Annotated in this window: 25 protein-coding genes; 10 read left to right on the forward strand and 15 right to left on the reverse strand. The window is 61.1% G+C overall.

All coding sequences use genetic code 11. The features are described from left to right. Positions 1 to 53: 53 nt before the first annotated feature. Positions 54 to 731 carry a GHMP family kinase ATP-binding protein gene (locus tag NKH91_RS12575; RefSeq protein WP_352846209.1) on the forward strand — a complete coding sequence of 226 codons (678 nt, stop codon included), beginning with the start codon at positions 54 to 56 and terminating at the stop codon, positions 729 to 731. Beyond that, positions 728 to 1,774 (forward strand): cysteine synthase family protein, encoded by a 1,047-nt coding sequence (locus NKH91_RS12580; RefSeq protein WP_352884948.1) that lies wholly within the window; start codon positions 728 to 730, stop codon positions 1,772 to 1,774. Before NKH91_RS12575 ends, NKH91_RS12580 begins: the two co-directional genes overlap by 4 nt. Positions 1,775 to 1,819: 45 nt before the next feature. Here NKH91_RS12580 and NKH91_RS12585 read toward each other — a convergent pair whose 3' ends face one another. The 6 genes from NKH91_RS12585 to NKH91_RS12610 form a co-directional block, all read right to left on the reverse strand. After that, positions 1,820 to 2,551 (reverse strand): amino acid ABC transporter ATP-binding protein, encoded by a 732-nt coding sequence (locus NKH91_RS12585; RefSeq protein ID WP_352589168.1) that lies wholly within the window; start codon positions 2,549 to 2,551, stop codon positions 1,820 to 1,822. Then, positions 2,548 to 3,204, reverse strand: coding sequence for an amino acid ABC transporter permease (locus NKH91_RS12590; protein ID WP_352589171.1), 657 nt, complete (start codon positions 3,202 to 3,204; stop codon positions 2,548 to 2,550). The genes NKH91_RS12585 and NKH91_RS12590 overlap by 4 nt, the downstream gene beginning before the upstream one ends. 107 nt (positions 3,205 to 3,311) lie before the next feature. Continuing rightward, complete coding sequence (locus NKH91_RS12595) at positions 3,312 to 4,058, reverse strand: substrate-binding periplasmic protein (RefSeq protein WP_352790888.1); 747 nt, start codon at positions 4,056 to 4,058, stop codon at positions 3,312 to 3,314. Positions 4,059 to 4,218: 160 nt separating this feature from the next. Continuing rightward, positions 4,219 to 5,511: a threonine synthase gene (locus NKH91_RS12600; protein WP_352589177.1), complete on the reverse strand. Its 1,293-nt coding sequence runs from the start codon at positions 5,509 to 5,511 to the stop codon at positions 4,219 to 4,221. Continuing rightward, a complete protein-coding gene (locus NKH91_RS12605; protein ID WP_352857349.1) occupies positions 5,508 to 6,701 on the reverse strand; it encodes a M24 family metallopeptidase in 1,194 nt (397 codons plus the stop codon). Before NKH91_RS12605 ends, NKH91_RS12600 begins: the two co-directional genes overlap by 4 nt. Beyond that, positions 6,691 to 7,464, reverse strand: coding sequence for an IclR family transcriptional regulator (locus NKH91_RS12610; protein WP_352846215.1), 774 nt, complete (start codon positions 7,462 to 7,464; stop codon positions 6,691 to 6,693). The genes NKH91_RS12605 and NKH91_RS12610 overlap by 11 nt, the downstream gene beginning before the upstream one ends. Positions 7,465 to 7,610: 146 nt before the next feature. Between NKH91_RS12610 and NKH91_RS12615 the strand changes: the two genes are divergently transcribed. Next, positions 7,611 to 7,889, forward strand: a complete 279-nt coding sequence (locus tag NKH91_RS12615) for a helix-turn-helix domain-containing protein (RefSeq protein ID WP_352515859.1) — start codon at positions 7,611 to 7,613, stop codon at positions 7,887 to 7,889. A 28-nt stretch (positions 7,890 to 7,917) separates the two neighbouring features. Here NKH91_RS12615 and NKH91_RS12620 read toward each other — a convergent pair whose 3' ends face one another. Next, positions 7,918 to 8,133, reverse strand: a complete 216-nt coding sequence (locus NKH91_RS12620) for a helix-turn-helix domain-containing protein (RefSeq protein WP_352790884.1) — start codon at positions 8,131 to 8,133, stop codon at positions 7,918 to 7,920. A 127-nt stretch (positions 8,134 to 8,260) separates the two neighbouring features. On the opposite strand from NKH91_RS12620, the gene NKH91_RS12625 reads away from it, so the two are divergent. Both NKH91_RS12625 and NKH91_RS12630 read left to right on the forward strand, forming a co-directional pair. After that, positions 8,261 to 9,010, forward strand: coding sequence for an autoinducer binding domain-containing protein (locus NKH91_RS12625; RefSeq protein WP_352515860.1), 750 nt, complete (start codon positions 8,261 to 8,263; stop codon positions 9,008 to 9,010). A 73-nt stretch (positions 9,011 to 9,083) separates the two neighbouring features. Continuing rightward, a complete protein-coding gene (locus NKH91_RS12630) occupies positions 9,084 to 9,800 on the forward strand; it encodes an acyl-homoserine-lactone synthase (RefSeq protein WP_352589186.1) in 717 nt (238 codons plus the stop codon). 66 nt (positions 9,801 to 9,866) lie between these two features. On the opposite strand, the gene NKH91_RS12635 is transcribed toward NKH91_RS12630, so the two are convergent. Next, positions 9,867 to 10,340: an Lrp/AsnC family transcriptional regulator gene (locus NKH91_RS12635; protein WP_352515862.1), complete on the reverse strand. Its 474-nt coding sequence runs from the start codon at positions 10,338 to 10,340 to the stop codon at positions 9,867 to 9,869. Between the two features lie 129 nt (positions 10,341 to 10,469). Between NKH91_RS12635 and NKH91_RS12640 the strand changes: the two genes are divergently transcribed. Then, on the forward strand, positions 10,470 to 12,860 hold the full coding sequence (locus NKH91_RS12640; RefSeq protein WP_352884952.1) for a thiamine pyrophosphate-binding protein: 2,391 nt from the start codon (positions 10,470 to 10,472) through the stop codon (positions 12,858 to 12,860). 104 nt (positions 12,861 to 12,964) lie between these two features. On the opposite strand, the gene NKH91_RS12645 is transcribed toward NKH91_RS12640, so the two are convergent. Genes NKH91_RS12645 through NKH91_RS12675 form a run of 7 tightly spaced genes read right to left on the reverse strand, consistent with a single transcriptional unit; the run spans position 12,965 to position 20,626 of the window. Continuing rightward, positions 12,965 to 13,717, reverse strand: a complete 753-nt coding sequence (locus NKH91_RS12645; protein ID WP_036244138.1) for an ATP-binding cassette domain-containing protein — start codon at positions 13,715 to 13,717, stop codon at positions 12,965 to 12,967. A gap of 9 nt (positions 13,718 to 13,726) precedes the next feature. After that, complete coding sequence (locus NKH91_RS12650) at positions 13,727 to 14,926, reverse strand: alanine racemase (protein WP_352494326.1); 1,200 nt, start codon at positions 14,924 to 14,926, stop codon at positions 13,727 to 13,729. Between the two features lie 12 nt (positions 14,927 to 14,938). Beyond that, positions 14,939 to 15,913, reverse strand: coding sequence for an ABC transporter permease (locus NKH91_RS12655; RefSeq protein WP_023717074.1), 975 nt, complete (start codon positions 15,911 to 15,913; stop codon positions 14,939 to 14,941). 35 nt (positions 15,914 to 15,948) lie between these two features. Then, the gene (locus NKH91_RS12660; protein WP_031193416.1) at positions 15,949 to 17,010 is read right to left on the reverse strand and encodes a substrate-binding domain-containing protein; all 1,062 of its coding nucleotides are present in this window, start codon (positions 17,008 to 17,010) and stop codon (positions 15,949 to 15,951) included. 59 nt (positions 17,011 to 17,069) lie between these two features. Continuing rightward, the gene (locus tag NKH91_RS12665; RefSeq protein WP_352589191.1) at positions 17,070 to 18,131 is read right to left on the reverse strand and encodes a substrate-binding domain-containing protein; all 1,062 of its coding nucleotides are present in this window, start codon (positions 18,129 to 18,131) and stop codon (positions 17,070 to 17,072) included. A gap of 33 nt (positions 18,132 to 18,164) precedes the next feature. Continuing rightward, on the reverse strand, positions 18,165 to 19,424 hold the full coding sequence (locus NKH91_RS12670) for a M20 family metallopeptidase (RefSeq protein WP_023717077.1): 1,260 nt from the start codon (positions 19,422 to 19,424) through the stop codon (positions 18,165 to 18,167). Then, positions 19,421 to 20,626 (reverse strand): ROK family transcriptional regulator, encoded by a 1,206-nt coding sequence (locus NKH91_RS12675; RefSeq protein WP_245278510.1) that lies wholly within the window; start codon positions 20,624 to 20,626, stop codon positions 19,421 to 19,423. Before NKH91_RS12675 ends, NKH91_RS12670 begins: the two co-directional genes overlap by 4 nt. Positions 20,627 to 20,717: 91 nt before the next feature. Between NKH91_RS12675 and NKH91_RS12680 the strand changes: the two genes are divergently transcribed. From NKH91_RS12680 to NKH91_RS12695, 4 genes are all read left to right on the forward strand, one after another. Then, on the forward strand, positions 20,718 to 21,014 hold the full coding sequence (locus NKH91_RS12680) for a hypothetical protein (protein ID WP_352483872.1): 297 nt from the start codon (positions 20,718 to 20,720) through the stop codon (positions 21,012 to 21,014). Continuing rightward, positions 20,995 to 21,402: a hypothetical protein gene (locus tag NKH91_RS12685; protein WP_352884954.1), complete on the forward strand. Its 408-nt coding sequence runs from the start codon at positions 20,995 to 20,997 to the stop codon at positions 21,400 to 21,402. Before NKH91_RS12680 ends, NKH91_RS12685 begins: the two co-directional genes overlap by 20 nt. 731 nt (positions 21,403 to 22,133) lie before the next feature. Further along, the gene (locus NKH91_RS12690) at positions 22,134 to 23,579 is read left to right on the forward strand and encodes a HipA domain-containing protein (protein ID WP_502898984.1); all 1,446 of its coding nucleotides are present in this window, start codon (positions 22,134 to 22,136) and stop codon (positions 23,577 to 23,579) included. Positions 23,580 to 24,036: 457 nt separating this feature from the next. Then, positions 24,037 to 24,351 carry a hypothetical protein gene (locus NKH91_RS12695; protein ID WP_352884956.1) on the forward strand — a complete coding sequence of 105 codons (315 nt, stop codon included), beginning with the start codon at positions 24,037 to 24,039 and terminating at the stop codon, positions 24,349 to 24,351. The last annotated feature ends 90 nt before the right edge of the window (positions 24,352 to 24,441 follow it).

Below are 24,441 nucleotides of genomic sequence, written 5' to 3' on the forward strand. Positions count from 1 at the left end.
CAAACCGGACCAAAGCGGCTCGCGCGGCAGCCCTCACGCTCAAGCATATCGGAATGGCTGATGGAGGTGGAGAGCTTACGATCGAAAGCCCTATTCTGATAGGGCATGGCTACGGTTCCTCGACCGCGGACGTCATTGCGGCGATTCGTGCGGTGGCAGCTGCAGCGTGCCTCACGCTGCGCCAGTCAACGATTGCGCGACTGGCGGTGGCCGCAGAAGGCGCAAGCGACGCCATTGCCTACGGCGACCAACCCCTCCTCTTCGCCCACCGGGAAGGCCGTACGATCGAACACTTCGGTGGCGAGTTCCCACCCCTTCTCTTGGTAGGTTTCAGGGACGGCAGTGCCCGGCCGATCGATACCCTAAGTATGCCGCGGGCACGCTACGATGGTGAGGAAATCGGGCTGTTCCGTGTTCTGCGGGGACTGGCGAACCGCTCCGTCCGGCAACAAGATCCCCGCCTGCTTGGACGTGTCGCAACCATCAGCGCCAGTATCAGTCAGAGGCACCTGCCGAAGGCATCCTTCAATACCGTTTTGGATATAGCGCGGGCGCATGACGCGTGCGGTGTGCAGGTGGCCCACAGTGGCACATTGATCGGGATCCTTCTCGATGCCACTGCACCCAGGGCGGCCATGCGCGCTGCTGAACTCGCAAGGCAGGTGAGTGGCGCAGGCCTCCAAGGTGTCCATACGTTTGCCCTCAATGCCGAAACGGGGCTAATCCAGTGAGCGCGGCGCAAGACTATTTGCGCGCCTACGAGACGCCGCGATTTGCCCAACTCGCACCTAACCTCAACGCCGCCTGCTTCTCCCTCATGAAGCTCATTCCCGCCCGCTTCATGGTCGATCAGGCGGAAACGTCAGGGCGCCTCAGGCGGCAAGGGCATATCATCGAAACGACGTCGGGCACATTCGGCCTCGCAATTGCCATGCTAGCTGCGGTTCGTGGCTATGCGCTTACACTTGTCACGGCCTCCAGCCTCATCGACCTGAAACTCAGGTGGCGACTGGAACAACTTGGTGCCAAAGTCATGGCCATTGACGATCCTCAAGGAGACGGCAATCAGCGCGGTCGGCTTCAGTATCTTCAGCAGACCCTGCAAGATAGCCCGGGCACGTATTGGCCTAGACAATACGACAGTCCGGAAAACCGCCTTGCCTACGCGCGCCTGGCCGACCTCGTAGTCCGCTCATTCGGCCGTATCGATTGCCTCGTCGGCTGCGTGGGCACTGGGGGATCGCTCTGTGGAACCGGAGGCTTTCTTCGTGAGCTCTTTCCTGATCTCAGGATGATTGCTGTCGATACCCACAGAAGCATGCTCTTTGGCCAGCCTGTCGGACGCCGCATGCTGCGCGGACTCGGCAACAGTGTTTTGCCGGACAATGTTCGTCATGAGATGATCGACGATATTCATTGGGTGGGCGCATTGCCGGCTTACGCAATGGCGCATGTGCTGTTTCGCGATCACGGGCTCTTCATGGGTCCGACCAGCGGCGCCGCAGCCTTGGTCGGCGCTTGGTTCGCCAGGGAAAATCCGGAAGCCTCCACCGTCGTGATAATGCCAGATGAAGGGCATCGTCATTCCGACACAGTCTACAACCCCGACTGGCTCGCCGGTTTGAAGGATTGGCCAATCTCAATTCCTCTTGAACCAACTGTTCTCACGCAAATTCGTCCGGCTGAAGAGACGGCATGGACGAGATTCCCTTGGAACCGCAGAACTTTAAACGCCGTCCTCGCAGGGCTGGACGACTTGTCCCCTACGCAGTAACAGGTCCGAATTCAGGCTAGGCGACAAACCAACATCGGCTCGGAGTCAGACAGGGTGCATGACCCGGTGAAGAAAATCCTTAGTGCGTTCGTGTTTCGGATGTCGAAGGAGCTCCTTGGCCGGGCCTTGCTCAACGATCCTGCCGCCGTCGAGAAAGAGGACGCTGTCGGAAACCTCGCGCGCGAACTGAATTTCGTGCGTAACGACGAGCATGGTCATGTTCTCGTTTGCGAGCGCGCGCATGACCTGCAGGACCTCACCGACCGTTTCGGGGTCAAGTGCGGAGGTAGGCTCGTCGAAAAGAATGGCCTGTGGGCGCATCGCCAGGGCGCGGGCGATGGCCACGCGCTGCTGCTGGCCGCCCGACAATGACGCGGGATAGGCATTCGTCTTGTCGGCCAAGCCAACGCGATTGAGCAATGCCACGGCCCGCTCGCGCACCTGGTTCCTATTTTCCTTCAGCACGTAGAGCGGGCCTTCCATGACGTTTTCCAGGGCTGTGCGGTGCGGAAACAGGTTGAAGCGTTGGAAAACCATGGAAACACGGGTGCAGATGGCGTGAACCTGAGGTGAGGCGGCATCCACCACGGTGCCGTCGATGCTGATGCGACCGCGCTGATAGGTCTCAAGCCCGTTCACACATCGTAGAAGCGTCGATTTGCCGGAACCCGAGGGCCCGATCAAACATACGACCTGTCCCTTGACGATCTCGGCGTTGATCCCCTTGAGGACTTCATGGGCGCCGAAGGACTTGTGCACATCGTCGAAGGTGATCATCCCGCCGCCCCAAGATAGCTCTCGACTCTACGCATAAACAGGTTCAGCGGAACGGTCAGGCACAGGTAAAGCAGTGCCACCAAGGTAAAAACTGTCATGTTGTCGAATGTGGACGACGCAAGCATCTTACCCTGCATGGTCAACTCCTGAACCGAAATCACCGACACAAGCGAGGAGTCCTTCAGCAGCATGATCATGTTGTTGGCGTAAGGCGGCAGGATAATCTTGACTGCCTGCGGCAGCACGACGCGGCGCATCATCAACGGACGCTTCATCCCGATCGATTTTGCCGCTTCGACCTGACCCTTATCGACCGCCTCGATGCCCGCCCGGAAGGTTTCCCCGAGATAGCAGGAGTGAGCCAGGCCCAGCCCGATCGTGCCAGCCTGGAGCGCAGTCAGGTTGATGCCGATCTCGGGCGCGACAAAGTAGATATAAAAGAGAACCACCAGCAGTGGTATGCCGCGCACGAAGTCGACAAGGAGCCGCGTCGGCACGGCGAGACAGCGTATCCCCGATGTCCTCAACAGCGCCCAGACAAGGCCGAGCGCCGTCGCCAGACACAGCGCAAGAAGGGTTATCACGATGGTCAGCCAAACGCCTTGAAGAAGAAGCGGTAGATATTCCGTTGCGTGCGCGATGAACTTGGTCATGGCCGGCTTCCTTTTGGCACGTACCCCGGCCGTCACAGCCGGTCATTCCGATGCAATCCTATGGCCCTGCCAGCCGGCGCTTGTTTCGAGGTCATTGCGGGATGGCTTCAGAGGCCATATTTGGCAAATATTCGGGTTAATTCGCCGCTTTCCTTCAGCTTGGCGATGGAGGCATTCACCTTTTCGAGAAGCAGTGGATTTTCCTTGGCAACCGCCAACGCGACTTCGCCTTTTTTCATCGGCCGATAGCCGTCGACGAGGCGAACACCCAGTTCGGGGTTCTTTGAAAGCTGATATGCGACGATCGGGGCGTCACCAAAGCCGGCCTTGATGCGGCCCAAGACCACATCACGCATCATGTCAGCGATTGAGTCGTAGAGCTTGACTTGACCGAAGACGCCAATCGCTTCCAGGGCGTCAGCGTAGGTCGAGCCGATCTGCGCCCCGACGGTCTCACCTCTCAGCTCTTCGATCGTGTAGTTCTTGCTGTCGCCGGCAGCAACAAACATCGCCTCGCCATAGGCGTAAACCGGCGTGCTGAAATCGATCACCTGCTTGCGCTTGTCCGTTATGAACATGCTTGCGGAAATCAGATTGATCTTGTCGGTCGTCAATGCCGGGATCAGGGCTGGAAAAGCATTTACCTGGAAGTCAGCGGTCGTACCAAGGTTCGCGGCAATCGCACTTGCCAGATCGACCATCGCGCCAGTCGGCCTTCGCGTTGCGGTGTCGACAAACGTGAACGGCACTCCGGTTGGCGTGACGCCGACTCTGAGCGTTTCCTCAGCCATCGTCTGAGTTGCCATTGCGACACTGAGGGCTGCGAGCCAGCCGATGAGCGTTTTGCGAAGCATGAAAATTCGCCTTTCATCGTGTTTGAATCGAGGTTCCGCTCGCTAAGCGAGTTGAATTTGCCTCTCGTGGATAGCTTTTGGAAGTCGCAATACCGTCCAGTGATGGACGAGATCAGTCGATCAGAAGTCGCATCTGTTCATGATCGTCTCTATCTTCTCTTCAGGACATCTTCGCCGCGCGTTGTTCATGAGAGGGCGTGAAATGGTCACAGTCCCCGGCCAGATGTTGCCACGCGTCGGCAACTGACCGAAACGATTGTGGTGCGTGGTCCGGGCCGGTCGAACGATCCAAATCCTTGAGGCCGCTCGCTGTCACGATGGCAACGACGCTGTCCGAGCGCGCGATCGTGCCCTCCCGTCTCAAGGATTCAATGGCCGCAAATGGCGTCACCGAGGCAAGCTCGGCAAACACTCCCTCGGTGGCCGCAAGCTGCTGCTGCATGTCTATCAGGCCGAAGTTGCCGACCGGCATTGCCATGCCGCCAGATTCACGCAGCGCATTGAGCGCCTGAAACGTGCTTCGTGTGGTGCCGATCGAGATGGCAAGCGTGTCGAAACCCGCGGGAACCTCGGCGACCAGATCGGCCTTGCCGGCAAGCGCTTTGGCCAAGGATCCGTGCACTTCCGCCGCCACGAGTCTCGGCAACCGATCGATCCTGCCTTGGCTAAGAAGATCCTTGAATCCCGCCCAGAGCCCGGCAAGCGCGTCGCCATAGCAAACAGGCAAGGCGCACCAGTCCGGCACGGCTCCGTGCATCTGTTCGACGATCTCGTAAGCCAAGGTCTTGTAGCCCTCGATCCCAACAGGATGACTGCCGACGACGGGGCTGTGAAACGGCGACGTCGCAAACCATCCGAGGCGCTCGGTACCAGCGGCCAGCAATGGCCAGCGATGGGACTTGTCGGCCAGGGATACGACGCTGGCGCCGTATTTGCGGATCTGCGCCAACATTGCGCCAGCAGTGCCTGAGAATGTGACAACGACGCATTTCAAGCCTGCCCGAGCAGCATAGGCGGCAAGTGAGGCCCCGGCGTTGCCCGACGAAGCCGTCGCCACGACGCGTGCGCCACTCAAACGTGCTATCGACACCGCCACGGTCGAGAAGCGGTCCTTGTGGGACCAGGTGGGGTTTGCGCCCTCGTCCTTGATAAGCAACTTGGGGACATCGAGCTGCTTCCCCAGCCTCTCGGCGCTCAGCAACGGCGTCAGACCCTCGCCCAGAGAGATTGCATCGCTGAGCGCACAAGGGAGCATGTCGGCGTAGCGCCAGAGCGAGGGCAGCGCGGCACCCGCTGCGGAAGCGGCCGATGTAGCTCCTGATGGATCGTAGACGACCCTAAGATTGGCTGGCGCTTCCGCACAGCATATCGGGCAGCCGCGAGAGTCGATTTTGGTATCGATCCGGAACAAGACGCCGCATCGAATACAGGAAAGACCTGCCGCGCGGTTCATGACGGCACCCGCGTGATTGCATCGTGCGTTTGCGTCAGCCGCTCCACTCCGCCCTGGCGAACAACAACCATGTCCTCCACCTGGAGGCCCCAGCGGCCGATTTCGTAGTAGGGCGTCTCCACGCACAGCACCATGCCTTCTTCAAGGACGTCTGTACTGCGCGCCGAGAGCGTCGGCGCATCATAACCATCAAGGCCGATGCCATGGCCGACGTGATCGCGCTCGTAGTGGGCAATTCCTTCGCGCTGAACCACACGCATCACCGCCTCGAAGAGCTGTGCTGCTGCCATGCCGGGCCGGATAATGTCGCAGGCGTGCTGAACGCCGCGCAGCAGAGCCTGCTGAAGCCGATGCGCCTGCGGCGGCGGCTCGCCCAGCGTGGCGATGCGGGCAATGTCGGCGCGGTAGTGCCGAAACCGGCCACCGACGTCGAAGCGGATGATTTCTCCAGCGCGCAACTTGCGGTCCGACGGCTGGACGTTCATGAGCGCGCTGCGCTCGCCAAAGCCGATGCATCCCAGTACAGGCAGGGCGCCTTCCTCAACCGTCTTGACATGAAAAGCACGCGCCAGGTCTGCTTCGGTGGCGCCTTCCCGAGCAACTGCGAGTGCTGCTTGAATGGAGCGTTCGGCAATCTGGGCAACTTGGCCGAGCCGTTCGATTTCATCTGCCGTCTTTACGGCACGAACCTCGCGAAGCAATGCGGTGGCTGGTAGGAACGACGCATTGGGAAAATGGGCTCTGAGGGTTTCCTGGTATCCTGGCGCGAGCCCCGCCTCGTCTATGCCGATCCGCCCACGGCCGAGCTTGGCTTCTTCCAATGCGGCGACCAAAGCCGCAATGGCATCGCCATGCCTCGGCAGGTCTCGAAGCTGGAGGTGTCGTTCATTGGCGAGGTCCACGGTGGTCGAGGAACCGACATTGGCGTAAAAGTCGCCATAGCGCCGAACCTTGCTTACCCACAGTTCCTGATCGGCAACGAGGTCGAGGGTGCTGGAGCTTGCGATGATTTCAGGCGTGCCCTTGTCAGGAGCCGGCCACACCACATAAGCCTGCGGGCCGCGACGGATCCATTGCGGCAGAGCCCAGAAGCCGCTCATATAGGTCACGTTTTCCGGGGCAGTCGCTATAATTGCGTCAAGCCCGACTGCCGACATGCATTGTTTCAGGCGCGCTTCGTTAAGCAGCATGATGGGAATCCCGAGCCTGTTTTGCTTCCAGAAAGCCGAGGCCGGTGGAAATGCGCGCCGCAGCCGCCATTACTGCCTCTCCAATCTCAGCGATCTCCACATGCGGTCCCACTGACCGGGGGTAGGCCGCACTTATAGCCGCGATGATTGTGCCTGATGCATCGCGAAGCGGTGCGCCGACCGCAATCAGCCCGGTAAAGTTCTCGTCCAGGGATGTTGTGTAACCAATGGGCTCGGACGCTCTGATTTGAGCAACGAGTTTGTGCGGATCGGTGACTGTGCGTACGGCAACCTGCTCCAGTGGACCTCGTCCAAGAATCCCAATGACCGCCTCGCCGCTCAGCTCCATCAGGAGCGCCTTACCCAACGCGGTGGAATGCAAGGGGAAGGTCTCGCCAGGTGAAGAACGAATGACGACCGGACTCTTGCTTTGCACTGTCAAGAGATAAATTCCGCAGCTGCCCCGCCTGATACCGAGGAATGCGTTGAAGCACCCTTCGGCGGCCAGCGCCTGCAGTTCGATTTCAGCCAAACCAACCAGGCGATCTCTGCCCAGGACCTTCCGCGCCAGCGCCAGCACGGAGTGACCCAGCCGGTAGCGCCGCGAGTCTGGCGACTGCTCGACATAGCCCTGCTCTGCCAGGGTATTCAGAATTCGCTGCACGGCGGGAGCACTCTGCTCAAGCCGGCGGGCGAGTTCGCGCACTCCGACAGCTTCGTCCGCTTCCTTGAGGACATTGAGAACCGCAAGCCCACGTTCCAACGAAAGATTTCCTGTCACTGACGTTCCTTATTTCGGAATGGCGTTCCTTAATATGATTAGAAAAGCAGCAAAGGCCGTGCCTGTCAATGACGAATGTTCATTATAGTGTGTCGTCCTAAAGTGTGCGCAGCGACGACCATGCCGTCATGGACCTACGGTTGGTTGTCGGCCTCAACGTACAGAGGATTCGGCGCGCACAGGCCCTCTCTCAAGAGGAACTGTCGTTCCGTTCAGGATTCACGCGCGCCTATCTGAGTGGTCTCGAGGCCGGCCGTCGCAATCCCACACTCCTGTCGCTGGCAAAGCTTGCCACTGCATTGAGCGTCGACATCGAGGAGCTGACGAAACGCCCCGGCAAAAACGCCCGGGCCCCAGCTGGCGATTGTGCTGTGGCGCCGCGTGAGCGGCGCAAGGGAAAATCCTGATGCTCTCGGCGGCCTGCTGGCCAGTGCATCATGGCGAATTTCGACGGATGAGCTGCTCCACGTCAACTTGCAATGCCAACGCCAGTACCTCCAGCGTATCGACGGTCGGTGAGTTTTCCTCCCGCTCGAGCTTGCCGACATAGTTGCGATCGAGGCCGGCAAGGTCCGCGAGCTGCTCCTGCGACAAGCCCATGCCTTGGCGCAGCAACCTCAGATTGCGAGCAAAAACAGACCTCAGCCTCATGCGGCGAGGCAGTCAGAACGCGCCCTTTAGTGCCACCTACTATAGTAGTCAAACGTCATGGCGCAGGTTGCGGTCGGACCTAAGTTTCTTATTGTTTCTTTGTCTCAGTACATTGAAAGGACGTGCAATGGCTGCGGTTCACGGGAGCGTTTTGCAAAATGAGCTAATACAAATTTTTGAAGCAACCGCGCAGATTGATCGTGCAACCAGCGCCACAGAAATCATTCGGCAACTGCGCAAGAGCATCGAACGTCACGGCTACGCAGCCTGTCTCGTCACCGAATTGCCACGCCAGGACACCGGGTCCCTGAATGAACACATCCTTGTGAACGGTTGGCCGCAGGAATGGTACGACCACTACATGGCTGCCGGACACTATCGTCATGACCCTTGCGCTGCTTTGTGCCGTGGTGCGATCGGGCCCTTCCTTTGGAGGGATGTCTATCACGACTTGACGAACAGCAATGCCAGGAGGGTGATGGATGAAGCGAAAGAGTTTGGTCTTTGCGACGGCATCTGCATCCCAATCCAGAGTGCGTTTGGCGATCCGGCCTGCGTAACGGTTGCTGGAAGCGAAATTGACTTGGCGCCGGCGGTGCGCCGTACCATTCATGCCCTTGCGCGCCATGCCTACTCGGCTGCCGAACGACTCGTTGGCAACTCGCGCAGGCGGCCGAGACAAAAGCTTTCCCAACGAGAACGTGAAATCCTGCAGTGGGTCGCGGGAGGAAAGACCGCATGGGAGGTTTCCCGAATACTTGGCATCTCGGAAAACACTGTGACGACCCACCTGCGCAACATCAAGCAGAAGCTCAGCACCGCCAACGTTGTGCACGCGATCGTCGAGGCTTTTCGCAGGCACGAAATCGAACTTTGATCCATCCCCATATCTGGGTATTTCCTGGGCAATCGTCGCGTGGTCGGATGGGGTTCCATCTCGAGGAACCGCAATGATTCAGGTCCATGTCGTCGACGCGTCAAACAGCTTTGCCTATCGAGGCGATCTCGACAGCTACTTTCGCCTGCGGCATGAAATCTATGTCGATGAACGTGGATGGCACGAGTTGAGACGCCCCGACGGTCGCGAGATAGACTCGTTCGATACTCCAGAAGCGATTTATCTGCTCGGCATCCAGCCAGGAAGAGGCGTTGTTGCCGGATCCCGTTTCGTGCCGAGCCTTCGGCCACATCTGATGAGCGAAACCTTTCCGCAACTCGCCGACGGTGGCGTTCCGCGCCGATCCAATATCTTTGAATGGACCAGGTTCTTCGTGGCGCGGAATCTTCGTGAGCCCGGCCGACCTTGCCAGGCAGCCGGCGTAATCTACTGCGGAATTTTGGAATTCTGTATTCAGCGACATATCAGCAATCTGACAATCGTGTGCGAGGAGTACTGGTTCGACCGCCTCGCATCGATTGGCTGGAGTCCGAAGCAGCTCGGGCCTTCGCTCGCACATGATGATATGACAATCATCGGTCTGATGGTTGATGTCAGCCCATCAGCCTTGAGCGCGACGCGACAATTCTACCGCATAACGGAGCCTGTGCTTTGGGCCGAAAGTGCAATCGGACAGCTCGCCTCACCGGACACCATCCGCGGGGGCGCAGCCATCTCTATCGGCCAAAACTTTGATCAAGGCTCCACAGCGCCACTCGCGACCGGCTGAAATCATGCTCTCCCAGAACTTGCGGCAACCATGGAATTGAGTGAATGACCTGCCAACGCGCAAAGGTCATGCCTCTACCGGCAGCCGGTTCGATCGCTTGATCTGGGCAAGCGCGAAGCTGGATTCGATGGAGGCGACGCCGTCGAGCCGGGTCAGCTTTTCGTTCAGGAAGCGCTCATAGGCGTGCAGGTCGCGCACCACGACACGCAGCAGATAGTCGCGCTGGCCGGTCATCAGATAGCAATCGACCACCTCCGGCCAGCGCGCGATCGCCGCATTGAACCGCTGCAGCTCGTTCTCGCGCTGGCGTTCCAGCTTGATTGAGGCGAACACCGAGATTGGCAGGCCGACCAAATCCTGGTCGATCAGCACGGCGTAACCGGTGATGACGCCCATATCCTCCATCAGGCGGACCCGGCGGGCGCAGGGCGAGGCCGAAAGGCCGACCTGGTCGGCAAGCTGCTGCGCCGTCATCCTGCCATCGACCTGCAGCGCGGCGATGATCTTCCGGTCGATATCGTCCAGTCGGCTTTTTGGCACGAAACGTCACTCCTGTCGTCGATGTTGGCGAAAACAGCTAACTCAGCTGCCAATCTCATGCAAGTTTAGCGACAATCGGTTTTTGGTCAGCCCTATGATTGCGGCGATCGCAACCGGGAGTCTTGCAGAATGGACAAGCAAAAACTGGAGGCACTTTCGGCGCTGGAGAAAAAGGTGCTCTGGCTGTCGGCATGGATGATCCACAACGCCAATCATCTGCGCGAAAGCACCGACGGCCTAAAGGTCGGCGGGCACCAGGCATCCTCGGCCTCGCTGGTGACGATCATGACCGCGCTCTATTTCTCGGTGCTGAGGCCACACGACCGCGTTGCGGTGAAGCCGCATGCCTCGCCGGTATTCCACGCTATCCAGTATCTCCTTGGGAACCAGACGAGGGAGAAGCTCGAACGGTTTCGCGCCCTCGGTGGCGCGCAAAGCTATCCGTCGCGGACCAAGGATGTCGACGACGTGGATTTCTCGACCGGCTCCGTTGGGCTCGGTGTCGCGCAGACGCTGTTTGCCTCTCTTGTGCAGGATTATCTCAGCGCCCGCGACGAAAGCATGCCCGAGGGCCGCATGGTGGCGCTGATCGGCGACGCCGAGATGGACGAAGGCAACATCTTCGAGGCGCTGTTGGAGGGGTGGAAACACGGCCTGCGCAACTGCTGGTGGATCGTCGACTACAACCGACAGAGCCTCGATGCCGTGGTTCGCGAAGGCCTTTGGGAACGCTTCGAGAACATTTTCCGCAATTTCGGCTGGGACGTCGTCATCCTGAAATACGGCTCGCTGCTCGAAGCCTGCTTCACCGAACCGGGCGGCGAGGCGCTAAAGGCCTGGATCGACGCCTGCCCGAACCAGCTCTATTCGGCGCTGACCTATCAGGGCGGCTCCGCCTGGCGCAAGCGCCTGATCGCCGACATCGGAGACAAGCCGGGCCTGGCATCGCTTCTCGAGCGGCGCTCCGATGCCGAGCTCGCCGCGCTGATGACCAATCTCGGCGGCCATGACCTGCCAGGCCTGATCGAGGCCTTCGGGACGGCACGCCGCAACGATCGACCGACTTGCTTCATTGCATACACGATCAAGGGCTTCGGCCTGCCGCTCGCCGGCCACAAGGACAACCACGCCGGCCTGATGACCAAGGATCAGATGGCGGTCCTTCGCGCCTCGATGTCGGTCGGCGACGGGCGGGAGTGGGACGCCTTCGAGGGATTGGCTGTTGGGGATTTGGAGCTGCAAGGGTTCCTCGATGCCGTTCCGTTCGCGGCAAAGGGCCAGCGGCGCCGGCACGCCCAGCGCATCGTGATCCCTGGTCGTCTCGTCGCGGAAGCCAAAGGCAGCGTCTCCACGCAGGTCGGCTTCGGCAGAATTCTGGACGAGATTGCGCGGACTGGCGGGCCGCTCGCCGACGCGATCGTCACGGCATCACCCGATGTCACGGTTTCGACCAATCTCGGCCCCTGGGTCAACCGGCGCGGCCTGTTCGCGCGTCAGTCACTCGCGGACACTTTCCGCAGCGAACGCATCGCCTCGGCGCAGAAATGGGAATTCGGCACCTCCGGCCAGCACATCGAACTCGGCATCGCCGAGAATAATCTGTTCATCCTGCTGTCGGCACTTGGGCTGTCGCATTCGGTTTTCGGCAAACGGCTGCTGCCGATCGGCACACTCTACGATCCGTTCATCCAGCGCGGTCTCGATGCGCTCAACTATGCCTGCTACCAGGACGCGCGCTTCCTCCTTGTCGCGACGCCTTCGGGGGTCACATTGGCGCCGGAAGGCGGGGCGCATCAGTCGATCGCCACACCGTTGATCGGCATAGCGCAAGACGGGCTTGCCGCCTACGAGCCGGCCTTCGTCGACGAGTTGGGCGTGATCATGCGCTTTGCCCTGGATTATATGCAGCGCGACGGCGACGCCGTGCAGTCGGAGCGCACCTGGCTGCGCGACGAGTCCGGCGGCTCGGTCTATCTGCGGCTCTCGACGCGCCCGGTCGAGCAGATCACGCGTAGCGTGACGCCCGTACTCGAGCAGGAGATCATCGACGGCGGCTACTGGCTGCGGCATCCGGGTCCTAATGCCGAAGTAATTGTTGCCTATACCGGCGCGGTTGCGCCGGAAGCCATCGAGGCTATCGGCATTATGGCGGAGGACCGTCGCGATGTCGGTCTCCTGGCGGTGACCTCGGCCGATCGGCTGAACGCAGGCTGGACTGCCGCGAGCCGGGCACGCGAACGCGGCGTTGTTCATGCCAGGAGCCATGTCGAAAGGTTATTTGCCGACCTTCCGGCGCATTGCGCCATCGTCGCCGTCACCGACGGCCATCCGGCCGCGCTCGGCTGGTTGGGCTCGGTCTACGGCCATCGCACGCGTAGTCTCGGCGTCGAGCATTTTGGCCAGTCGGGCACGATCGGCGACCTTTACGGGCATTTCGGCATCGACGCCAACTCCATAGCCACAGCGGCCGACCGGATTGCCGGCGGTCGCCCCATTCGCTACCTGCGTGCTCTAGATTGATGCTGGCAACATTCTCTGGCCGAGGCCTGATCGTGGATCTGAAGTGATGCCACTCACTGCTCGGGTAACGCAGTATCTGGAACGGCGCGCCTCTATCGACCAGGCTAGTGCTGAAGCCCGGTGATCATGGCGACGATCTCGTTCTTGTCGGTCTCGCTGGTCTTGCGCACGCCGATCTGTTTGCCACGTCGCAGAACACAGATCCGATCTGAGAGCCTGAACACCTGGTCGAGACTGTGGCTGATGATCAGCACGCCAATATTGCGCTGCTTCAGCGACAGAACGATCGTCTCGACCTTGGCGGTTTCGGCAACGCCGAGCGCCGCGGTTGGCTCGTCGAGCAGGATCAGCTTGCTTGCCCAGTGCGTGGCGCGCGCGATCGCCACGCCCTGGCGCTGGCCGCCCGAGAGATCGCGGATGGTGGCGTGAGCCGATGGGATGCGAACGTCGAGATCCTTCACCAGCTTTTCGGTGTCGTCAATCATCCGGCGTCGGTCGAGCAGGCCGAAGCGGTTCACCGGCTCGCGGCCAAGAAACATGTTCATGTAGACGGTCTGCTGATCGGCGAGCGCCAGGTCCTGATAGACCACCTCAATGCCGTGGGCGCGCGCCATGGTGGCGCTTGACATTGCCACCGCCTGCCCCTCGATGATGATCGTCCCGGATGTCGGAGCATGCACCCCCGTCACGATCTTGACCAGCGTCGACTTGCCGGCACCGTTATCGCCGACCAACGCCACTATTTCGCCGGGATAGAGCTCGAGCGAGAAATTTTCGATGGCGGTCAGGCCGCCGAAATTCTTGCGGATGTCGCGCAGCTGCAAAACAGGGGCCGTGCCGGTCATGGTCGCGTTCATCGCTTGCTCCTAGACGGGCCAGGCAGCGGTTTCGCCAAAACCGTTTTCGATCGTTTCGACTTGGGGGGCCCCCTTTGAGACACCGGAGATGCCGACCACGTAGGCGCGGGTCACGAACGCCTGGCCGCGAAAGCCGAACACCGCCGTGTCGCCGGGGCGTGGAGCATTGGCGCCGCTAGCGTCAATCATTGCGTAATAGTCGATTGCCGCAGGCGGCGGCACCTCGACGCTTCTGAGCGCGGCGGCGGCCGTGGTGGGATCTGCGGACACGATTGCCTTCACCTCATAGTCCGGAAAGATCGGATCGATATAGAAGCCGCCACCAAGGCAGTAGGCTTTGCCGCCAGACAAATGCGACACCTCGGTCAAATACAGAACGGCAGGGAGCTCCGGCAGATCCTCCATGACGTGCAGCGCGGTGGTGCCGGCCAAGCCATTGCCCGGTTCACATTGCGTGGCGCCGGCTTCGGCCAGCGCGCCAAGCAGGACACTCGACGTCGTGCCGGGCGCGTTCACCTCTATGTTGCTGCGGCCGGACTTGGCGAGCGCTTCGGCAGCTCCGCCCAGTGTCGCCAGATTGTGTGTCGGCAGGACCTTTCGCGTGGTCTGGTCGAACAGCAGCGCCGGGAAGGTGGTGATGCCAGCGAATCGTGCGCCGTCGAGACCATCCAGTTTTTCGGCGACCGCGGCGATATCGGCCGCCTCAAAACCACCTTCGTGGCCGCGGTAGAAAACGTCACCATCGGCGCGGATGCGGGCAAGCAGGTTTTGCGTGTACCCGGCGAGCCTTGCGCTGGCAGCGGCTTCTTCAGCCTTGGTGTCGTTGAAGACGGTCCAATAGTCCGGCCTGAACGTTTTGGCCGCCGCATTGGCCTCGTGCCTTGCGATCTGCTGCAGGTGGCCAAGATGACCGAGCCTCAGGCCGGCTCTGTGCGTTGCCCGCGCGCAGGCCATGTCGACGGCAACGGCCTGATCGATGCCGCCGCGCTTGAGCGCATGGCAGAACGAACTGGCGCGGCCGACCTGCTTGGTCATGGCGAAAATCTTCAGTCCAAACCGGTCGGCCTCGCGCTTCAGGACCCGGGCGTTGCTTTCGACGGCATCGAGGTCGAGCACATACGAATTAGCCGGCAGCTTTCCTTCCTGGTGCAGGCGCATGGCGCTTTCTATAAAGCTCGGATTGCGGCGCCGCAGAACAGCGAGGAACATGACAAAACTCCTTCAACGCGACTTTTCGCGCAGCGATACGGCGACCGCCGCAAGAATGATCAATCCGCGCACGATCATCTGATCGGAGACGGACAGGCCCATCAGAATGAGGCCGTTGTTCAGCATGCCCATCATCAGCGAGCCGACCAGCGCGCCGACAATCGATCCCTTGCCGCCGTTGAGCAGGGTTCCGCCGACAATGACGGCCGCTATCACCGTCATAAGGTCGGTTTCGCCGAGCGTATATTTCGCGGCCTGCAGCCGGCCGGCATAGAGCAGCCCGGCAAGGCCGGCGAGCCCGCCGCTTATGGTCAGAACGGCCAGCCTTATCTGCGCCACGCTGATGCCGGAAACACTGGCGGCACGGCTGTTGTCGCCGGTGGCCAGCACATGGGCGCCGAAGCGCGTCTCGCGAAAGACGAGATGCGCGATCGCAACGACAATGACCGTCCACCAGATCAAGGACGGAACACCCAGCAAAGAACCCGAGCCGAAGAAGCCGGTGAAGGCGTCGTTGGTGACCGGGATCGACCGCAAATCGGTCATCGAGCGAGATACGCCGGCAAACAGCCCGAGCGTCGCCAGCGTTACCAGGAATGAAGGCAACTTGACGTAAGCCACGAGGGCGCCGTTGAGCAGGCCGATCAGCAGGCCGGCGCCGAGGCCAGCCAGCACCCCGGCCACCAAGCCGCAGGCGTTTATCGCCACCGCGGCAGCAAGAGCTGCCACGGCAACGATCGAACCTATCGAAAGATCAATCTCGCCCGCCGACATGACAAAGACAAGGCCGATCGCCATGATCGTCACGGGTGCCGTCTGAAGCACGATGTTCGACAGGTTGCGAACCGTCAGAAAACCGCTGTCCTTCAGTACGATCGCGAAGAACAGAAAGATCGCCAGAAATCCGAGATAGACGACATATTGCTGCAGGTTGAAGCGGCTGACCAAGCTCGCTGCCCGGCCGGGGCTGGTGTTGATACTCGACATTCTCACTTCCTCCGGCGGGGCGCCATTGTCTGCCGCTACTTCATGGCGGCCGCGATGGTCGCGGGCACGTCCTTGTTGAGGGACCGCTTCCACCCGTCCTTGACAGTGTCCTTGGTGACGGCGAGGGAATCGACCACCATGAACGGCGCGGCCTTCTTGCCGATCAACGAGGCGGCCGTGGCGCGTGCCAGCGTCACGCCGATGTCATAGGCTTCGTCTGCGATGAGTGCCGCAACGTTGCCGCCTTTCACCATGTCCAGTGCCGCCGGTTCGTTCAGGTCGAGCGTGACGATCTTGGTGTGGCTGTTGCCGGCCGCCCGCAATGTGGACAGCACGCTAAGCGCCGGCTCAGCCCAGGTGACGTAGATACCATCGAGGTCTGGGTGCTGTGTGATCATCGCCTGCGCGATTTCCTCGCTGCGCGCGGGGTCGGCCATTCCGGCCTCGGCTACGATCTTCATGTCCGGATAGTCCTGCTCGATTGTGTGCTTGAATGCTCCATCGCGCTGGTTGGTGACGTAGAAATCGGCATCGTGAAAGATGTAGCCGACCTTGCCCTGCTTGCCGAGCGCGTCGGCCATTGCGATCCCGGCCTTATTGCCCATCTGGAAAAGGTCGTCCGAAACGATGGTCACATAGTCCTTGTCGTGAACGTAGCCTGCTGGCGAATTGTCGACGAATCCCAATTTCACGCCGGCCTGGCGCGCAGGATCATAGACGGTGGCCGCACTTGCGGGATCGACCGGTAGGGACAGTATAATCGAGGGCTTTTTGGCGAGTACTGTCTCGACGTCGGATTTCTGCCGGGCTGCATCAAAGCCGGCGTCGGTCTGAGCGACCACCGTGATGCCGAGCCGCTTCAACTCGTCCTGGGCGCCGCTGTTCACCGCGTTGGTGTATTCGCTCATCTCATGCCAGACCAGCGCGGCGGTGTATTTGCCGTCCTTGATCTGCTGCTCCTCAGCTGGTGTGAGCACGACGCTCTTTGCCGGCGTCGGCTTTTCCCCGTTCGGTCCCGTGGTGGTGCCGTCGGCTGCGAAGGCGTTGGCGGCGACGAGCGCTACCAGTGCCGACAACATTCCAATTGCTGTGCGCATGTCAGTTCCCCTTGTTTTTATGGTGTCGGCGGCCCTCATTGGCCGCCGGCATTCGCCTGTCACTTGGCCGCGTCGAGCACCGATTGCGGTGCGTCGCGGTTCAACGAATCCTTCCAGCCCTGCGCAACGTTCTGCTTGGTCACGGTAAGCGCCGGGGCAACGACGAAGGCCGGCGTCTCCTGGCCGAGCAGCGCCTTGACGCCGACAGCGGCCATGGCGCGACCGAGCTCATACGCCTTGTCGGCCACCAGTGCGGTCACATTGCCGCCCTTGACCATATCGAGCGCCACCGGTTCGGCGAGGTCGAGCGTGACGATCTTGGTCTTGGTGTTTCCGCTTGCCCGCAAGGCCGACAGCACGCCGTCGGCCGGTTCGGCCCAGGTGACGTAGATGCCGTCAAGATCGGGATGCTGCACGAGCATGGCGCTGGCCAGCTCTTCTGCCCGCGCCGGATCGGAGATCCCCTGCTCGGCGACGATCTTGATACCGGGATAATCCTTCTCGATCGTTGTCTTGAAAGCCTGGTCGCGCTGGTTCGTCACATAGTAACTGGCGTCGTGGAAGATGTAGCCGACCTTGCCTTTGCCATCGAGCGCCTTGGCCAGTGCATCGGCCGCGTGCTTGCCCATCTGGAACAGGTCGTCAGTGACGATGGCGGCATAGTCGGTTCCGTGCTTGTAGCCTTTCGGCAGATTCGAAAGGAATACCAGCTTGGTGCCGTCGGTGAGCGCCTGACGGAAAGCCTCGGCCGAAGTGACCGGATCGAGGGGCAGCGACAGGATGACGTTTGGCTTGGCTGCGAGCGCGGTTTCGATGTCGCTGCGCTGGCGCGCCGCGTCAAAGCCGGCGTCGGTGGTCACGACGATCTGAATGCCAGCACGGGCAAATTCATCCTTGGCGCCGGCGCTGACCGCATTGGTGAAGTCGGACGAGGTGTGCCACAGCAGCGCGGCCTTGTAGCCCTTCTCCTTCACTGCGGCCAGATCTGTGTCCGACAGAGTAACCTCGGCGCTGGGCGTCGCCGTCTCGCCGCTCGGTCCCACTGTCTGTGCGCCGGCTCCGCCGGCCAACAGCATCAGACTGCCTGCAAGTGCTGTAGCAACAAGTCTGTCTATCAGCATGGTAGTTCTCCCATTTTCGCTCTCAGTTGTCCTTTATTCCGTAACGCCGCAATACTCCGCCATGAACCGGGCGAAGCCTACGATGCCCGCCAGATATTCCTCGACATCGACGTGTTCGTCGAAGGTGTGGCAGTTGCGAATGTCGCCTGGCGCGCAGTACACGGCGGGGATGCCGAGCCGGTTGGTGAAAAATGATGACTCTGACCAGAATGGCGCGCCTTCGATGGCGCCGCGACCAGCCATCGATCGGGCCATGGCGGCAGCAAGGGCGCCGACCTCCGGCCTGTCAGGTGCAATCTCGGCGGCGTTACCCCCGAGCGGATGATCGCGGCCTGCCGGATAGGCGAACGCCAACATGATTTCAGGATCGGTGATGGCGCCGCGCACCACTGCCTCGATTTCGGCGGCGGCCTCGTCCAGTGACTCGCCGGGCAACAGCTTGCGGATCAGCGACAACGTGCAGCGTTCGGGCACCGCGATGTAGCCTCCGCCCGCAAGCCCGGTGATCAGCAGGAAGCCACGCCCAATCAGCGGGTGCTCGGCTCTGGTTGCAACATCTTCCGAATGCTTCCACAGCGCGCTCATGACGGCGTGGCTTGCACGCAAGGCATCCTTGCCGAGTTCGGGTACGCCGAAATAGGCCGATCGTCCGGTGACGGTGATGTCGGTAATGAAGAAGCCGATTTGGGCCGGATAAACCGAAAGGCGGGTAGGCTCCACATAGACGATGAAATCGGGCGCCACGACTTCGCCTCTCTCGATGCGGCCGACGAAGTCCTTGATGCCGGCGGAGACGCCGATTCCAGGCTGGCCGCTCTCCTCGTCGCCGACGAAGGCAAAGGCAACGTCGCCGGCCAGTTCGATGTCGGCCGTGTCGAGCAGAGAGAGTGCCGACAGCGCGGAGCAGATGCCGGCCTTGAGGTCGCCGGCGCCGCGGCCCCAGATCTGCCCGTCGATCATTGGCGCGGCAAACGGATCCTGCCTGGCGGTGCCAGCCCAGTGCTCGCGCCAGCCCTCGACATGAACCGTATCGGTGTGGCCGATGAAGAGCAGCCGCTTGCCGGCGCCGGCACCTTTGCGCTCACCCCAGACATTGGGCCGGCCGGGCGCGAATTCCGCACGCCGAATTTCGCTCAAGCCAAGCATGCGCATGCGGTGTTCAAGGAAGGCGACAAAGTTTTCTTCGTGACCGGTTATGCTTTCGCGGCCGATTGCCCCCTGCAGAAGCTCCACCGCTGCGTCGCAATCGAGGGCGGCGCGCAAGCGGGCGGTGATGTCCTTTGAAGCGGTCATAGCGTGGCCTCGCGCAGCACGGCCGAACTGGCTGGGGGAAGCGAAATGCGTCCGTCGGGCGCGTCGACGCCGAACAGTTTGTTGTGCAACTGGCCGAGCCCGATGGCGGCGGCGCCGATGAGCGCTGCCCGCGACCCGAGTTCGCTGGCCTCAACGGCGATAGGATAGGGGAAGCAGCGCGGCAGCAGGTCCCTAACGCGCAACAGGATTTCCGGCCGCAGCCCGATCGAGCCGCCCAGGACGACCTTTTGCGGATTGGCAATTGCCGCTATGGCCACAATGCCTTGCGCCAGGTAGCGCGCGGTTTCGTCGAGCACCGTCGCGGCATGCCTGTCTCCGGCCAATGCACTGTGGAAAATCGTCGGCACGTTGACGATGTTGCCCGTCAGCGCCGCGTAGCGTTCAACCATGGCGTTGGTTGCGACCACGCGCTCGAAAGCGCCGGCGCGCAACGATGTCGGCGCGAAAGGATCGGCGCCAATCGGCAAAAAGCCCATCTCGCCGGCTGCATTGCTGGCGCCCCGCACCAGATTGCCTCCAACCATGAGGCCGCTGCCGATGCCGGTACCCAGCGCTATGAAGGCGAGATTGTCGATACCGCGGCCGCACCCCTGCCAGTTCTCGCCGAGCACCGCCAGATTGACATCGTTCTCGATCACCACATGAAACCCGAATGCGTGCTCGAAAGCGCGAACGACATTCATTGTGCCAAAGCCGGCAATATTCGGGGCAAGCAGGACGCGGCCGGTCTTCTTGTCGGGTGCACCGGGAACACCAATCACCGCCAGCCTTATCTTTGTGCGCGAGATGCGGTGCCTCTGGGCCGCCTGAAGCGCTAGATCCACGATCTGGTCGACGACGAACTGTCCGCCCCGAGGATCGGTCGGCGCCGTTTCCTCCGCGAATATCTGGCAGGCAAGATCGGTGAGGGCGACCCGGACTTTGGCGCCGCCGAGGTCGACCGCCGCGATGTAGGCCGCGTTAAATACGAGTTCGTAAGTGACAGCCGTGCGTCCGACATGTCCGCTCGTGCGCCCCGTTTCCTGCACCCAGCCTTCCTGCTCGAGTGTCCTGACGATCTCGGAGATTGTCTGCTTAGACAAGCCGGTCTGCTTTGCGATTGAAGCGCGCGAGATCGGCCCACCTTGCACGATCGCCTCCATGACGGAGCGCTGCGAGAACTGACGAGAAATGCGTGGCACGTCGTTCAACAGCAGCTCCGATTAATTCGTTCTGTCACCGAACTTAATAATCATTTTGGACGGCAGTCAACTGGCCGCTCAAAAGAGGGGTTTGTACACCGGGGAAAAACAGCAGCGCTGGCGATCTAACGTCCCGGTGAAAAGCAGGAAGCCCTTCGAAGGCGACTACCAGGTGTTACCGATTTGCGGCGTTGGTGGCGATGACCAAGCTGCGTCGCCGCACCCGATCGTCGACCGCTCGCTTGCCAAGCTCAGGAAGGTGAAGTCGTCCGATATCGGCATCGTCGTCGCCGACGGGCTCATCAATTGCGAGATTGCACCGCAATCCATCGATCGCCTGGCGGTTATGCGAGGTTCTCCTTGGTTCGATGGGCATGTCACTGCCTGACTTCATCGGGGATGCCGAGGCGAAAGTCGCCGCCAAACTCATCGCCGCCGCTGCCGATGACGGCGCTAAGGCGGTCCTGGGAGATGTCGACGCTCACAAGAACGCCTGGGCCGCCAAGAGCAACGAGGAGCGCACCACGCTCAGCCAGTCGGCGGCCGGTTGGGCAATCCGCCCGGCCGGCCATCGGGTGAACTGTCCATCGTGCGCTTCCCAAGCGTTGGTCGTGGGTGAGCCCGTCACTGCGCCGACACAGAAACTCGAGGACGGCGAGATCACCGAGACGCAGATATCTGCCCAATCGTTTCGAGTGCATCGCCTGCGGCTTGAAGATCAACGGCTTTTCGCGCCTCGCTGCGGCTGGCCTGGAGAGCGCTACAAGAAGACCTAAGTCTATGACGCAGCGGAATATTATGCGCCGCAGGACAACTATGAAGGCTATGAGGATGACAACAACGAACGTTGATCCTGCGGAAAAGGGCGCAGGGCAGGGGCATGACCCGTGCTGGACTGGTCGCTTCCGCTCGGCGCGAGCCCTCATTCGACGGGGCTCCATTGCTCGACCGTAATACCAGTGCATTCGGCAAAAGCAGATCGAGAATGCGGCCGAGCAGACTGGCGACGCCCGTAGACAGGCATGACTTTCGCGCATTTCAGATTCGAGAAAGTCCTTGACTCTTGACGCCTATTGGCGGACTTTTGCGCATCTGAAGTGCGAGAAAGTCCGTGTCCATACTGCTGGTTGGAGAGACAATAGACAAGAGACGTGCGCATGCGCTAGCGGTGGTAGGGGAACTCGTCCCGCTCGTCCGCGGTGTTTATGCACGATCAGGCGACGACGTTGAGCAAGCAGTTTTAGGCCACGCCGTACGCATCGCGCGCTACCTCTATCCTACTGCCTATCTATCATCGGCCTCTGCCCAACTTCTTGCTCCCACACCTGACGGCCGCCTGTTCGTTAGCGGTCGGCGTAATCAACGAACCCGGTTACGGACGCTCGAAATAATCCAAAACGAGGCGCCTCCCCATCCTTCGACTGCCTCTGCGGTGGTAGGGGACGATCTTGGCGAGCTGCGAGTTGACGTTTCCTCGCCGCGCCAACGCTTCCTGGAAGCATTCCGCTTGCGGAGCGAGCATGCTAGCGCCATCACCGAACTGATGCGGGCCGACATGGCGGCAAGACTCATAGAAGAACACGGCTCGCCACAGGTGGCCGCTGACGCGGTCTGGGCGTTGGCCCGCGAGAACGGATGGTACCGCGAAGGGGAGGGCGCTGAGCGTTATCTGATTGCGCGCCCGGCGGCGGCCAAGGGCCCCGTTAACAAGGCGGCCCTGGATTTCCTTGTGGCATGGCATGGGGATCCTCTCGGTCGTCTAATCCACGATGGATTCGAGTGGCGCTGGAAGCCTGTGAGGCGCAGCGGCCCGCCACTCGTTCGACAGACTGCACCAGGCAAGCTGCCGGCTTTCATCGAGTCGCTCCTCCCAGAAGGATGGCTCGCGCAAGTGCTCCGTCAGCGGGATGAACGCGAAGCGCTGCGAAGCGGCAAGCGCTACATGTCAAATATCGCGGTCGTCGAGAGCCAAGCCGAGCTTAACGTCCTGCCGCGAGACGAACTCGACACCAAACTTGTCGCGTTCACCGACGATGGGCGCTTCACTGGTCGATACGTCGGCCCGTCGCGAGGCGAGATCCAGGAGACGTTCGAGCACAACTTGGCTCAGCTGTTTGCGCGCGCGGAAATGCCGAGATTATCGGGTGTCCAGATTAAGGCGCCGATGAATTTGGCATCGGACGGCGCGCTGCTACCCGCGATCGATCTGCCATTCACTCACATCCTTAAGCCGGCCGGAACCGCGGGCTTCGAAATGCTGCCGGTCGTCGAATGGCTTTGTCTTGAACTTGGTCGCGCAGCGGGCTTCGAGGTTCCGGCCGCCGCGCTCATCGACATGCCGGATGGGATGTCACCTGCATTGGTCGTCGAGCGATTCGACGTGCGACGCGGGCCCGATGATCGACGCTTCCTAGCGCTCGAGGACTTCTGTTCGGTTCTCGATCTGCCGACCTCAGCCAAATACGACGGCACAATCGAACGCATGGCGCGCGGTTTGCGGCCGCTTTCGACCGACCCTGCCGCCGATATCGAGACCTTGTTCCGCCGGGCGTTTTTCGCGTGGCTGATCGCCGACGGGGACATGCATCTCAAGAACCTGGCGCTCCTCAAGATTGCAGGCCCTGGCTCCAAGCGGTTCGAGACCGTCCGGTTCGCATCCCTTTACGACGCCGTGACGACCCGCGTCTTTCCGGGGCTTGGTGGCGATCGTATGGCGCTGAAGCTCAACGGTAAGGACGACCGGCTTACACGGCAGGACTTCCTAACTCTCGCGCGCACGATCGAGTTGCCGGTCACTCGCGCGGAAGAAGCGATAGGTTCGATCGCCGCTGCCCTGCGCGAAGCAGCGCGCATGCTCGCTCTGCCGTCCTTTGCCGAACGGGCTGATCCCGCTCAAACAGCGGCGGAGCGAGTGAAGGCGATCGTGCGCGACCGCGCTGAGGCGTTTTCATGAGCACCCATGGGATCAAGATCTATGTCGGCGTCACCGATCTAGATTGGTTCGAATTTCTGTCGCGCCGCCAGGACGTTGACGAGGTGAACATCTGGCAGCCCGGGGGGGCGGTCGCAGTTCCGAGCGCTCCAACCGGGCGAACTGTTTCTCTTCAAGCTTCATAGCCCCAACAACTTCATCGTCGGCGGCGGGCTGTTCGGGCAGGCGTTCACACATCGCCGTATGTGGACGGCTCTCCCTCTTTGTTCAGACGAACTGATATACCAGCCATGCTCTGCCCTTCAGCAACAAACATGTTGAAGATGCCCCTCACAAGCCTGATTTCGTTTGGCGGGCCAGGGACAAGGAGAACACGTTCGCCAGCGAGCCCTTTCTGTTCTCCAGAGCCGAGAACGTAACGGGGCTCCCATCCTTATCCAGCAACATTCGCCGGACGCCGTAGGGCACGGGTCCCCCTTTGGCTGAATCCGAGACGAGCCTGCTGCAGCTGCGCTCTGGAGACCTTTGGGGACAGCTCGCGGCTGTACTCGCTTGCCATCACCCGTTTCATATTTTTGAGGATTGCAGAGACCATGCTGCCATCGTTATCGAACTGCTCGCCGCAATATTCCCCCGCCACGCCCCGCTTCGCGCCTCGAAGCTGACCTCCGTGATTTCGTGTCCAAATGTCGCGTTTCAGGCCGTACTCGGACACCTGAAGAACGCCTTCACGAGATTAGCGAAGCATCGTCACGATGGAGACGGCGAAATCGACGGGGAAGATGAAAGCTGAGCAGTCAGCGACGCCGGCAGAGGCGGCTTCGGCCGTCCCTTCCTGACGTTTGATGGCAATGGATGACGTCAGGGTGCTGCACCACGGCGG

Origin of the sequence: Mesorhizobium sp. M0894 (assembly GCF_040319725.1) — a bacterium.
Taxonomy (GTDB): Bacteria; Pseudomonadota; Alphaproteobacteria; order Rhizobiales; family Rhizobiaceae; genus Mesorhizobium.